Origin of the sequence: Candidatus Thiosymbion oneisti (assembly GCF_004359955.1) — a bacterium.
Lineage (GTDB): Bacteria > Pseudomonadota > Gammaproteobacteria > Chromatiales > Chromatiaceae > Thiosymbion > Thiosymbion oneisti.
Genome location: NZ_SMSC01000033.1, coordinates 30,075 through 42,650 on the forward strand (window position 1 = coordinate 30,075; position 12,576 = coordinate 42,650).

Here is a 12,576-nt window from a genome sequence, read left to right on the forward strand (position 1 = left end):
ACTTATAATTAAAGCCTACTGTTATGTTTGATCCATAACAGTTTGAATTTATTGATTTTAATAAATTTATTATTCGGTAGCCCTGGTCGTTTGAACCGCAAAGATACAAAGTGCACCGAAAGGGCGTACCATTTTGCTTCGCCTTGCGGCCTCAGGTGTACGGTCCCTTTGCGTATCCCTGTTCCTGACGGGTATCTACATCACGTATGAACAAGCTACTGAAATTCCTCGCCGTCCTCTTGTTGCTCTCGGTTGCCACTCTGGTCGTTGCTGCCTACGCGGTCGACCTCAATGCCTACAAGGACGACATTCGGACCGAATTCACGGCGGCTACCGGTCACGAACTGGTCATCGCGGGGGACCTGCGGGTCGCGCTGTTTCCCAAGCCGGTCCTGGAGATCAGGCAGGCGTCGGTGCCTGGGGCGCTCGATGGCCTGCCGGCCCTGGCCGAGATCGATCTGGTGCGGCTTTATCCGCGCTGGGCGCCCCTGCTTGCGGGACGGCTCGAATTGGCCCGGGTGCGCGTGGAGGGGCTGCGCCTGCATCTGATCCGCGACGGGCAGGGGCGTGCGAACTGGGATGCCGGTCAGGTCCCACCAGTACCGAGGGGGGCGGGCCGGACGCTCGGACCCTGGAGCCTGGCAGGGCCATCGCGCTCGCCGGGCCCCTTCGACGCCTGGGCCGCCGAGGCCGATCCCGCAACCGATTGGCCCCCTATCGGCCAGGTCGAGCTCTCGGATGCCCAGGTAACCTGGGATGATCGCCGGTCCGGGCAGCGGCTGGAGTTCGATAGCCTGGAGGCCAGGGCGAGACCTGTCGCACCTGACCGACCTGTGGCCTGGCGCGTGACCGGCTCGATGCGTACCGGCGGCGAGGGCCGGCCCGCCGCTGTGCACGCCGAGGGTAACCTCCGGATCGGCGACGGCTCGCAGCCGATACGGCTGGAGCCACTACTGATGCGGCTGGAAGGATTCGGCCTGGATCGTGACCTGGCCGCGGATTTTCTATTGCGTACCGGGGTGGATGCGGACCTCGATACCGGGCACTATCTGGCCGACCAAGTAGCCCTCGAGGTCCGGATCTTCGGCGCAGCCCTGTCCGAAGGCCGCGTCGAGGCCAGGGTCAATGCAGGTTTGGATCTGGATCTGAGTACCGAGCGCCTCCAGGTCACCGAGCTTGCGATCCGTTCCGGGGCCCTATCGGCAAGCGGCAGGTTGCTGGGACAGACGCTGCTGTCCACCCCGGTGTTCACCGGTGACCTGAGGGTCGATGCGTTCGATCTACGGGCCTGGCTGACGCACCAGGGTCTGCCGTTACCACGAACAGCGGATCCGGAGACCTTCCGGCGCTGCTCCCTGGATGCCCGCTGGCACCTGGAGAACGGACGGCTCGGGGTGTCGGATCTGGTGCTGGGCGTCGATGAGACGAAGCTTACCGGAGAGATCGAGCAGGTCTCGACCAGCCCCCTGGGTTCTCGGTTCGACCTGGTGGCCGATCGGCTCGACCTGGATGCCTATCTGCCCCCTAGCGAGCAAACATCGGCGCAGCCGGGGCAGGTATCACAACAGCGAGCACCGGTGGACGAGTCTACCGCCACGCCCGCGGGACCCGACACGGGTAAGGCGACCGCAGCGGTGGCCCCTGTCTCGGGCCAGCCCCCGGCGGTATCGGCCCCCATGCCCGGAGCGGCGAATCCGGGAGCGAAAGACCAGCAACCGCCTTTGCCGTCGGCCCCTACACCCGGACCGGCGAGCGCTCCGGCTATCGCGGGACCCATCGGCAACCTGGATCTGGAAGGCCGCCTACGCATCGGCGAGCTCGAACTGGCCCGGCTTCGATTCGGTGATACCGATCTGGAGATTCGGGCCAAGGATGGGAGCCTGGAGGTCGCCAATCGGGTACAGCGCTTCTGTGAGGGCAGCTTGGCGGGCAGACTAGCCCTGGACATCAGGGGTACCGAGCCCAGGGTTGCGTTGGTCCAGCGCGCGGAGGAGGTCGAGTCCGGTCGCTTGCTCGCGGACCTGCCCTGGGGCGACCGGGTGAGCGGGCGGGGCGAGATTACCGCCGACCTGGCCGCCACCGGCCGCAGCGCGGACGCACTCCGGCGCAGCCTTGCCGGCACCCTGGCGATCCGCTTCCCACATGGTGTGATCAAAGGCGTCAACCTGGAGCGATTGATCCGGGAAGCAAATGCCCGGCTGTCGGGCGCAGCGGCGCCGGAGGATTTGCCGATGCAGACCGAATTTACGGACCTGCGCGCCAGTGCCGAGGTCCGGAACGGGGTCCTGAGCAACCGGGATTTGGTCGCGACCGCGGACCATCTTCGCATCACCGGCGCCGGTACCCTCGATCTCGTCCAGGGGCGCATCGATTACCGCTTCGAGCCTATGTTCGTCAAGCCGCCGCAGGGTCGTGGTATCAAGGAACTGGAAGGGATCCCCATTCCCGTGCATCTGACGGGGTCCTTCGATTACCCCCGCTGGGATCTGGACCTGGGTAGCGTGCTGGGCACGGCGGCCAAACGCAGACTCGGCGAACAGGGCGAGGAGCTGTTCCAATCCCTGGAAGAGCGCACCGGAATCAAAGGATTGGGCCAGGGCCTGAAGAGCCTGTTCGGGCGCTGATCCTGGCCTTTGTCATACCCCTTGCCTATGGGTTTTGCGGAAGCACGTAGGGCGGGTAAGCGGCCCCTCGCGCAGCTGCGGTCATCCCGGTGCGTCGGGGCCGCGCAACCCGCCGATAGGGCTTAACCACTACCCGGGCGTTGATCCTTACCTTTATCATACCCCTAACCGGACAGCTTCTAAGTATCCTGTCCCCGGAATCCTACCAGGAGGAGACACACAGATGTCTACCCTAGTCAGAAAAAAAGATGCTTATAGACTGGTCGATCAACTAGCGGCCGATGCAACATGGGATGACTTGATGCACGAAATTTATGTGCGTGAAGCCATTGAGCGGGAACTGGAAGACAGCAATGCGGGCAGAACCAAGGATGTAAAAGAAATCAGAGGAAAATACGAGCTTCCTGAATGAAAGTTCATTGGACGGAAACAGCAGAGGAGCACTTGGATACCATCTATGGGTACATTGCGCAGGGCTCTACGACATATGCACTTCGCACGGTCGATCGAATCACAAGAAAATCACAACAGAAGGGAATAAGCTCGGGTGGAGACTGACCGGATAGCAGGTCCCTTATTGGCCTGGTTCGAGCAGCATGGCCGCAAGGACCTGCCCTGGCAGCGGGACCCGAACCCCTATCGGGTCTGGGTCTCGGAGATCATGCTCCAGCAGACCCAGGTTGCCGTCGTCCTCCCCTACTTCAAGCGCTTTCTGGCCCGTTTCCCCGCCGTGACGGACCTGGCCGCAGCGGACCTCGACCAGGTCCTGCACCTGTGGTCGGGTCTCGGTTACTATGCCCGCGCCCGGAACCTGCATCGGGCCGCAGGTCTTATCCTTGCCAACCACGGCGGGCGCTTTCCGCATGACATCCGACAGGTCCAGGGGCTTCCGGGGATCGGGCGTTCCACTGCCGGGGCGATTTTGTCCCTCGCCCTCGGTCAGCGTCACCCCATCCTGGACGGTAACGCAAAGCGGGTATTGGCCCGGTGCTTCGCGGTCCCCGGCTGGCCTGGCCACGGCGCCGTGCTGCGTCGCTTGTGGGAACTCGCGGAGGCCTGCACGCCACGGACCGGGGCCCGTGCCTACAATCAGGCCATGATGGATCTCGGCGCCACCCTTTGCACCCGTCGCCAACCGGGTTGCGATTGCTGTCCTCTCGCCCACGGCTGCACGGCCCTGTTGCAAGACAAGCCGACCGCCTTTCCGGAGCCGAAGCCGCGAACCGTCTTGCCGGTCCGGGAGTCACGGTTGCTCGTGGTGCACAACCCGGCCGGAGAAGTGCTGCTGGAGCCGCGTGCGCCCACCGGGATCTGGGGCGGGCTCTGGAGCTTACCTGAGTGCGGTCCCGGACAGGACGTGGCCGACTGGTGCCGACGGCGCCTCGGTGTGGTTCCGCGTCGGGTTGAAATGCTGCCGGCCCGCCGTCATACCTTCTCCCACTTTCTTCTGGACATCAGACCGCTGCGGGTCGAATTGCAATCCGAGCCCCAGGCGATAGCGGACGGCGATCGGGCGTTCTGGTGTGACCTGCAGCAGCCGATCGCCCTGGGCTTGGCCGCGCCCGTCGCCCGCATCCTGCGGGAGATCACAGGCACTCTTCCAACACTTAAAGAGGAATCCTAATGAGTCGAATGGTTCAATGCAGCAGGCTTCAGCGGGAGGCGGAAGGCCTCGATCGGCAACCCTATCCGGGCGATCTCGGCAAGCGCATCTTCGACAATATCTCCCAGCAGGCCTGGCAGGATTGGTTGCGTCAGCAGACGATGCTCATCAACGAGTACCGCCTCAGCCCCATGGAGCCCAAGGCCCGACGTTTTCTCGAAGGGGAAATGGAGAAATTCCTCTTCGGTACAGGCTCCGAGCCACCCTCGGACTACAAGCCGCAAGCTTGATGGCGTGCTTCAAAGAAAGACCGTGATGCCTCGCGGATCCTGGATGTCTCGGACGAGGCGGGCACACACGATTTGGTTCGTTACCTCGTCGCGGCCCCGGAAAGAGCTCACCGGAAAGGAACCACGAACGGACACGGATGAACACCGATAAAATCGATCCGTGTCTATCCGTGTGCATCCGTGGTTCTATACCCCGTCCTACACGCTTCTTCGGGTCCGGGGAGGATCGAAAAGCTCCGCGCCTTTGCGGTTTCGACTCGGCGACCAGGCTACCGGTTTTGCGGGTCGCGTCCGGTTCAGAATGCGTTTCCGGGTTTGCGTCCGAGCTTCTTGAGGATGATAGCCAAAGGGCAGAATCCGGTGAAGGCGGACTGTAGGAGGTTGAAGCCCACGAATGCGGTGAACCAGAGCCAATAGAGACTGACAGAGTAGGCCAGGCCGAGAGAGAGCAGGATGGCGGTACCGGCAAAGGCCAGAACGATACGCTCGATGGTCATGATAGCAATCCCCTGTGCTTGATGAAAACGGTGGACGGATTTTTCGATCTTGAGTCGTTCGGTTTTCTTTTCAAGCCCGGTTGTCCGACTCGACCGTCTCCTTGCCGGCTGTGGAATCCTTAGAGACTGCCTAAGAACTAACCTATTGATTATAAAAGCATGATTGTCAAAGGCAGCAAACCGTTATCCAAGAGGCAGAAATTAGCTTCAGGCTGACAAACAGGCATAAGATCGTTGATTGTCTCCAAAAACTTCAGTCCGCCGAAGGCGGATCGAGGTACAAACCTCCATCTTCCAGATGGATTATCTTCAGTCGGCGGTTGAGTCCGCCGAGGGCCACTTTAGTGGCCCAACCTACCAGCTTCAGCTGGTAGTGGTTGAGTTTGCTGTGCAGTGCTGTATACTGCTACACATTAAAGCAATCTTCTTCGTGTTGGCAGGTATCACTCAGTGGCAAAAACCATCACTATTCGTCTCGGTGAGGACGATCATGAGATTAAACAGCAGATTTGTCAGCTTCGAGCGCATGACGATCCAGAGAATCCGTATTATCGCCGTTCTGAAAGCGAGATCGCTAAGATGATTCTCAAAGGGCCGCTTATAGGAGGCTCACGAAAAGATTTGTGGAGGTGATTAGCGCATATCATACTCGTTAATGTAACAACAGAGGTAACATCGGGGGGATTTTCCAAATGACAGATCCACACGGCAGTCCCAAAAGCCTCGAAGAAAAATCCAAGGCGTTTTGGAATACCGATCTAAAGGATTTAGAGCCATTAGCAATCTATAGCGCGATTGATACAATGCCTATAGAGATTGATGAAAGGGTACCGTCGCAGGGTTGTACACTCTTAGATCGTCCGGACTATCTCCCGAAAGACTAAGTTCTTTTCGGCCAACGTATGCCATTAAACCAACCACTACGGTAGTTGGTTTTTTGTTGTACCAAAAGTACATGTCACAGATAAATCGTTTTCTTTTTACGTCCGCAGAGGAACTTGTCGAGGCGGCAGAACAGCATGTTGCTACGTCTCCTGCGGACTATCAACAATCAGTACGTTTGTATTTTATTGTCCCAGCACGCTAGTCCAAAACTATGCACTTTAGTGCAAGGCTTTAGCTGCTACATAGGTATTCTATAATGAGCTAATGAGCGATCAAAGATGCAGTAATCATACCGTTTCTTCAAAGCGAATTCCCCGAGCTAAAAAACGATATTGGGGAAAATATTTTTGGGCGATAGGATAGGGTGCTTAGACAACAGGGAATGTAACAGACGAAATGGTTCAAGAATACTTGGAGCATCACCGTCACCCATCCAATATGGATACAGGAAACATTATCCTGGAATGATTTAGGACTTTCAGTCCAGGGGGCAACCTATGCACTTTAGTGCATAGTGGTTGAGTGCACGCTACCTCGTAGCTATGTTTGAATCACTTGCTTTTAGGCTGCCCATACAGGTGTGGAATGAATATCGAAATGCTCTTGATCATTTCATGCGCTATATTTCATATCCTAATAGCGAGACAAAACTAAATCTCAGAAGGATGGAGGGACACATTCAACGTGCCGTTTTGGATATGTGTAAGATAATTTGCTTTCGCATGAATGATAAACTGGAAAAGCAAATCGAAAGTGATTCGATACCTTGTCTTCGGCTCGTAGAAGATAACTTTTATGAACGCTTGCTTAACGATAAGAGGGATTGTTTGCGGCAGCTTGCCCATGCAAAAACAGTCGATCATGGGCTCGGCGAGAATGTTGGAACAAATATGGAAATTGTCAAAAATTACCTGGTTCCTGCTCTCGGTATGCTTGCCCTTTGGAGAAGGTATGAAGATAATCGACTAAGCATAGAAAAAGTAGCGCAAATACTATTGGAAGAAAGGCGACAAGAAAGACGTAATACAATCGAAGAATCGTCCAGGAAATGGTACTCTACTACAAACTTGAAGAACCATCTATTCCCCAAGCTTATTATGGACAATGGCGGGAGCGGCCATTGTCTTCCTATGGCACGCCTTCTTTCACTGAGTTATCGGTGAAAGAAGGGTCGGATCACGGGTCCGGCGGGGCCACCTCCAGCAACCAGCTGCCGTCGCATCCGGGCCGCTGGGCAGGCCCGCTGATAGCCTGCCGCCAACGCCGCGCCCCCGGTCGGTCGCGGAAGAGGCCGAGGATGTGGCGGGTCATGGCATGCAGCGGCACGCCGGCCGCCAGCTCCCGCTCCAGATAGGCGATGTATGCCGCCAGGACTTGGCGGCGACTGGGCGGGGGGCGGTAGTCGCCGAAGATCTCAAGGTCCGCCGTCGCCAGCAGCCAGGGGTTGTGGTAGGCCGCACGGCCGATCATGACCCCATCCAGACCCCGCAGCAGGGACCGGGCCTGCGCCAGCGTGGTAATGCCGCCGTTGATAACCACGGGTAGAGCGGGGAAATCCCCCTTGAGCCGCTGTACCACCTCGTAGCGGAGAGGCGGAATCTCCCGATTCTCCTTGGGACTTAAGCCCTTCAGCCAAGCCTTGCGGGCGTGGACGATCACGGCATCGCAGCCGGCCGCCGCCAGCGCGCCGACCAGGTCGTGGAGTTCCCGGTAGCTGTCCCGCTCGTCGATGCCGATGCGGGTCTTGACCGTCACCGGTACGGACACCGCCTCCTGCATGGCCGCGATACAATCGGCGACCAATCCCGGCTCGGCCATCAGGCAGGCCCCGAAACGCCCAGACTGCACCCGGTCGGAGGGGCAGCCCAGGTTCATATTGATCTCATCGAAACCCGCTTGCTCAGCCATGTGGGCACAGGCGGCCAGCTGCTTCGGATCGCTGCCCCCGAGCTGGAGCGCCACTGGATGCTCCGCGGGATCCAAGCCCAGCAGGCGGTCGCGATCCCCGTGGAGCAGGGCGCCGGTGGTCACCATCTCCGTGTAGAGCAGGATGCGCCGGCTGATCAGGCGCAGGAAATATCTACAGTGACGGTCGGTCCGGTCCAGCATGGGGGCGACACTGAGGCGGCGGTCCGGAGCGGACCGGGATGCAGAGGTTTTCATCGTTTCAACGGCGTGAATCGGCGGTTTACACAAGCATATCCTTGGCGATTATCGTTATCGATGCGCGCTCACCCTGGAACCCATTGTAGTCATCCCATCTTAGGCTAAGATGCGGCCTGACTTACAAGACCAGGCTTTTTTCCCCATGCTGACCCGGCTGCGCGTCAACGGATTCAAGAACCTGATTGATGTGGATCTCCACTTCGGTCCCTTCACCTGCATCGCCGGGGCCAATGCCGTCGGCAAGTCGAACCTGTTCGACGTCATGCTGTTCCTGAATGCCCTGATGGATGCGCCGATCATGGATGCGGCGATGGCCGTGCGCGGAGAGAAGGGCTTGGTCTCCGACATTCGACATCTGTTCACGCAAACGGAGGCCGGTGTCTTACTGCCCCTCGAGATCGAGGCGGAGATGCTGGTGCCCCCCGCGGGGAGCGATGATCTCGACCAACCGGCGGAGGCCAGGACGACCTTCCTCGTCTATAGTCTTGAGCTCCGGTATCGACCGCCGGCAGGAGCCGTCTCCAGGCCCCGGATCGAGTTGGTGGAAGAGACCCTCGAATACATCAAGAAGGGTGAGGCTCATACCCACCTACCCTTCCGGCATACGCCGAAGTGGCGTGATTCGGTGGTCAAGGGACGGCGCACCAGTCCCTACATCTCGACCGAGATCCACGAAGGCGAATTCCGCGTGGTGAAGTTGCACCAGGACAGCTCGACCAGCGGTGGCCGCACGCGGCTCTTCCAGGCCGAGAAACTGCCGCGAACCGTGCTCTCGACCGTCAATGCCCAGGAGAGCCCCACCGCGGTGCTGGCCCGCCGGGAAATGCTCAACTGGCGTCTGCTGCAGCTGGAGCCCGCGGCGCTACGGGCACCCGACGGATTCGACGCCCCGTCCCAACTGGCCCTGAGCGGCGCCCATCTGCCCGCTACCCTGTTTCGGTTGTCCCAAGAGCAGGCACGGGACGACGGCGGGCACTCCGCGCCGGAGGAGAGCAGCGAACGGGGGCTTACCCTGAAGTATCCCCACAAATCAGCCTCTGGCTTCCACGCTCCAGCGTGGGAGCAAATCCAGACGCTCCAGCGTCATGAAACCTTGGCCGCTGGAGCGGCCACAACGGCATTCCCACGCTGGAGCGTGGAAACGAGCCATGAGGGCATCGTGGCCGCTCATTCGCTCCATAACTCGTTGTTTTAGATTGCAATAATGTGGGGATACTTCAGGGGCTTACCCGGATTGCAAACCGGCTGTCCGAGCTGATCGACCAGGTCGGTCGGGTAGGTATCGACCGCGACGATAAACGCGAGCTCCTGACCTTGTTGCTGACGGATCGCTACGGGACCGAATTGCCGGCCAAGGCCCTGTCCGACGGGACCCTGCGGTTTCTGGCACTGGCGAGCATCGAGATCGATCCGACCCTGACCGGCCTGATCTGCATGGAGGAGCCGGAAAACGGGATCCATCCGGAGCGCGTGGGGACCATGCTCAGGCTGCTCCAGGACATCGTCGTGGATCCGGGGCTGGCCGTCGACGACGACAACCCCTTGCGTCAAGTCATCATCAATACCCACTCTCCGGTCGTCGTCGGCCAGGTCCCGGACGACACCCTGGTATTCGCGGTACCGGAGCAACAAGTGGTCGAGGGTAGCCTGATAAAGGGGGTGTCCTTTCGTAGCTCTTTCGTAGCCTATACCTGGCGAACGAAAGCAGCGCATATGGCCGTCATCGCCAAAGGCAAGGCGCTCGCATTTCTGCAACCTGTCGCTGAGAAAGGTAATCCGAAGCGTAAAGGGGACGACCGACGCGTGATGGATCGTGAGGACTTGCAACCGAAATTGGCATTGTAATGGCGGTCATGGAGCGACTCGAGTTCAGGTTGCTGACGGATGGCAGCTCGGATGCCGTCCTGATTCACCCCATCACCTGGATACTCCAACAGCATTTCCGGTTTGCAATTAATGGGACTTGGGCGGATCTGCGCCGTTTGCCGAATCCACCCAAGGACCTGCGTGGCCGTATCGAAGCGGCACTGGATTTCTATCCGTGCGATGTACTCTTCATCCACCGGGACGCGGAGGGAGAATCCTTGGAAGGGCGCGTTGCCGAGATCGAAGATGCCGTAGTCGGGCTTTCGGACCCACAGGTCCCGGTCGTCCCGGTCCGGATGCAGGAGGCCTGGTTCCTGATCGATGAACCGGCCTTACGGTGTGCGGCCGGCAATCCCCGTAGCGGAGTGAGCCTCACAATGCCGGCCATTGATACGCTGGAGCAGATCCCGGATCCCAAACGGATGCTCTATGATTTGCTGCTCAAAGCAAGCGAGCTCACGGGGCGAAAGCGCAAAAAGTTCAATCCCGGTCGGCAGGTCAGGCGACTCGGGGAGCTGATCGAGGACTATAGCCCCCTGCGCAGACTGACGGCCTTTCGGCACGCCGAGAATGAGACGCTCACGACCTTGCGGGACTGTTTGGATGCGGTACCCACGATCGACCGGAGGAGAAAACAATGACGAAGATCAGAATCGCGGTCGCCGGGGCCGGGGGGCGGATGGGACGTGCCCTGATCCGGGCGGTTACCCAGGCCGAGGGCCTGACCCTCGGCGTCGCCACCGAGCAACCGGGCAGTAGCCTGCTGGGGGCGGATGCCGGTGAGCTGGCCGGCATCGGGCGCCTCGGCATAGAAGTACGCCCGGATCCGGAACCCCTGCTCACGGGCTTCGACGTGCTTATCGACTTCACGACCCCCGTCGCTACCCTACAGCATCTCGAGCTGTGCCGGCGCGCCGGGAAGCGGATGGTCATCGGGACCACGGGGTTTACCCCCGATCAGCGCCGGGCCATCGCCGAAGCGGGGGCCGCGATCGGCATCGTCTGCGCCCCCAACATGAGCGTCGGCGTCAACCTATGCCTGAAGCTGCTGGACGTCGCCGCTCGGGTGCTCGGGGACCAGGTCGATATCGAGATCATCGAGGCCCACCACCGCCACAAGGTGGATGCCCCCTCCGGCACCGCGATCCGCATGGGAGAGGTCATCGCCCAGGCCCTGGGCAGGGACTTGCAACAGGTCGCCGTCTACGGCCGAGAGGGACACACCGGAGCGCGGAAGCGCGAGACCATTGGCTTCGAGACCATCCGCGCCGGCGATGTGGTGGGTGAGCATACGGTCTGGTTCGCCGCGGAGGGAGAACGGGTAGAGATCGCCCACCAGGCCTCCAGCCGCATGACCTTCGCCGGCGGAGCGACCCGGGCAGCACGCTGGATCGCCGACAAGCAGCAAGGGCTCTACGACATGCAGGATGTGCTTGGGCTGCGCGAGTGTTGAATCGGTCCTATCGGGTACTCACCCGCGCAGGTTGCGGGTGACGGAGGGAATTCCGACATCCGATGTTTTATCCACAGATTGCACAGATTTTCGCAGATTATTTCGTTTTTCATCTGTGAAAATCTGTGTAAAAGGAGGATGACTACAGGACACCTTGAAAAATACAAGTTCTGTCCACTATACGTGTTAATGATCAATGGGTTAGAATCGTTGTAGTCAGTAAAAATACCCATTTTTCAAGGTGCCCTATAGTGAATCTACCAACACCAGATCCGTTTCTTGATGTTGTTGTCCATGATTTGGGTTCTGAACCAAGACTATGCGGTTTGTCTGTTGGATACGAACGTGGTCAATGGCGATATACTCAATTTGCTGACCACTTGATGGAATGGCTTCCCGAGTTCTCATTGACCTATGATGAACTGGAGGAAATGAATCATGCAAACGCTGTTTCATTGTTCAGAAAGGCGGCAAAGATTATCTACAATACGGGCAAGTTTAAGAACCGTGGTGAGTTTGGTGAGATCTTACTTCATTCGGTTATCCGTCAAGTATTTAACTCAATTCCTGCTATTTCAAAGATATATTACAAAGACTCTGCTAACGATACCATTAAAGGATTCGATGCAGTTCATGTCGTCGATACTGATGAGGGGCTTGAGTTATGGATCGGCGAGGTTAAATTTTATAAAGATATAAATGCTGCCATTCGTGATGTTATAAAAGAACTTAGATTACATACTGATACCGACTACCTACGACAAGAATTTGCGCTAATAAGCAATAAAATTGATAAAAAATGGCCCCACGCAGAAGAACTACTTCGTTTGATCCATCGAAATACTACACTCGATGAAGTCTTTAAGCGTGCGTGTATTCCCGTCCTTCTAACATACGAGAGTAGAACGGTTGGTGAACATAATTCCGTATGCGATGATTATACTAATCATCTTAAAGCCGAGTTTGGAAAACACTACAAAATATTCTTAGACTCCGGATTACCAAATGAAATCATTATACATCTTATATTGGTTCCGTTAGAAAGGAAAGAAAAGCTTATAACGTGTCTGGACGATAAGCTCAATGCATGGAAGCATATATAATGAACATCGATCAACTTCGAGATATTCTGAAGTCTCCGGATTCAATTCCTGAGCGGCCGTTTCAAATTGCAAAAGCAATTTGTGATCTA

The 12,576-nt window shown here is 58.0% G+C and carries 12 protein-coding genes; 10 read left to right on the plus strand and 2 right to left on the minus strand.

Features of this window, described 5'->3' with window-relative positions; translation table 11 throughout:
- Positions 1-206: 206 nt before the first annotated feature.
- From E1958_RS16720 to E1958_RS16740, 4 genes are all read left to right on the plus strand, one after another.
- A complete protein-coding gene (locus E1958_RS16720) occupies positions 207-2,624 on the plus strand; it encodes an AsmA family protein (RefSeq protein WP_133512883.1) in 2,418 nt (805 codons plus the stop codon).
- Positions 2,625-2,847: 223 nt separating this feature from the next.
- A complete protein-coding gene (locus E1958_RS16725; protein ID WP_133512884.1) occupies positions 2,848-3,036 on the plus strand; it encodes a hypothetical protein in 189 nt (62 codons plus the stop codon).
- Between the two features lie 135 nt (positions 3,037-3,171).
- The gene (gene mutY / locus E1958_RS16735; RefSeq protein ID WP_133512886.1) at positions 3,172-4,248 is read left to right on the plus strand and encodes an A/G-specific adenine glycosylase; all 1,077 of its coding nucleotides are present in this window, start codon (positions 3,172-3,174) and stop codon (positions 4,246-4,248) included.
- Positions 4,248-4,517: an oxidative damage protection protein gene (locus E1958_RS16740; RefSeq protein ID WP_133512887.1), complete on the plus strand. Its 270-nt coding sequence runs from the start codon at positions 4,248-4,250 to the stop codon at positions 4,515-4,517. The genes mutY and E1958_RS16740 overlap by 1 nt, the downstream gene beginning before the upstream one ends.
- A 296-nt stretch (positions 4,518-4,813) precedes the next feature.
- On the opposite strand, the gene E1958_RS16745 is transcribed toward E1958_RS16740, so the two are convergent.
- Entirely contained in the window at positions 4,814-5,014 is a 201-nt protein-coding gene (locus tag E1958_RS16745) for a YgaP family membrane protein (protein ID WP_089725162.1), read from the minus strand.
- A 1,403-nt stretch (positions 5,015-6,417) separates the two neighbouring features.
- Here E1958_RS16745 and E1958_RS16755 point away from each other — a divergent pair.
- Positions 6,418-7,062 (plus strand): hypothetical protein, encoded by a 645-nt coding sequence (locus tag E1958_RS16755; protein WP_208108612.1) that lies wholly within the window; start codon positions 6,418-6,420, stop codon positions 7,060-7,062.
- A 13-nt stretch (positions 7,063-7,075) separates the two neighbouring features.
- Here E1958_RS16755 and dusA read toward each other — a convergent pair whose 3' ends face one another.
- Positions 7,076-8,062 (minus strand): tRNA dihydrouridine(20/20a) synthase DusA, encoded by a 987-nt coding sequence (gene dusA / locus E1958_RS16760; protein WP_133512889.1) that lies wholly within the window; start codon positions 8,060-8,062, stop codon positions 7,076-7,078.
- 109 nt (positions 8,063-8,171) lie between these two features.
- Here dusA and E1958_RS16765 point away from each other — a divergent pair, with 109 nt between their 5' ends.
- From E1958_RS16765 to E1958_RS16785, 5 genes are all read left to right on the plus strand, one after another.
- Entirely contained in the window at positions 8,172-9,260 is a 1,089-nt protein-coding gene (locus E1958_RS16765; RefSeq protein ID WP_133512890.1) for an AAA family ATPase, read from the plus strand.
- A gap of 11 nt (positions 9,261-9,271) precedes the next feature.
- A complete protein-coding gene (locus E1958_RS16770) occupies positions 9,272-9,910 on the plus strand; it encodes an AAA family ATPase (protein ID WP_133512891.1) in 639 nt (212 codons plus the stop codon).
- Entirely contained in the window at positions 9,910-10,572 is a 663-nt protein-coding gene (locus E1958_RS16775) for a hypothetical protein (RefSeq protein ID WP_207787945.1), read from the plus strand. The genes E1958_RS16770 and E1958_RS16775 overlap by 1 nt, the downstream gene beginning before the upstream one ends.
- Positions 10,569-11,384, plus strand: coding sequence for a 4-hydroxy-tetrahydrodipicolinate reductase (gene dapB / locus E1958_RS16780; RefSeq protein WP_133512892.1), 816 nt, complete (start codon positions 10,569-10,571; stop codon positions 11,382-11,384). The genes E1958_RS16775 and dapB overlap by 4 nt, the downstream gene beginning before the upstream one ends.
- Positions 11,385-11,635: 251 nt before the next feature.
- A complete protein-coding gene (locus tag E1958_RS16785; protein ID WP_133512893.1) occupies positions 11,636-12,487 on the plus strand; it encodes a HamA C-terminal domain-containing protein in 852 nt (283 codons plus the stop codon).
- The last annotated feature ends 89 nt before the right edge of the window (positions 12,488-12,576 follow it).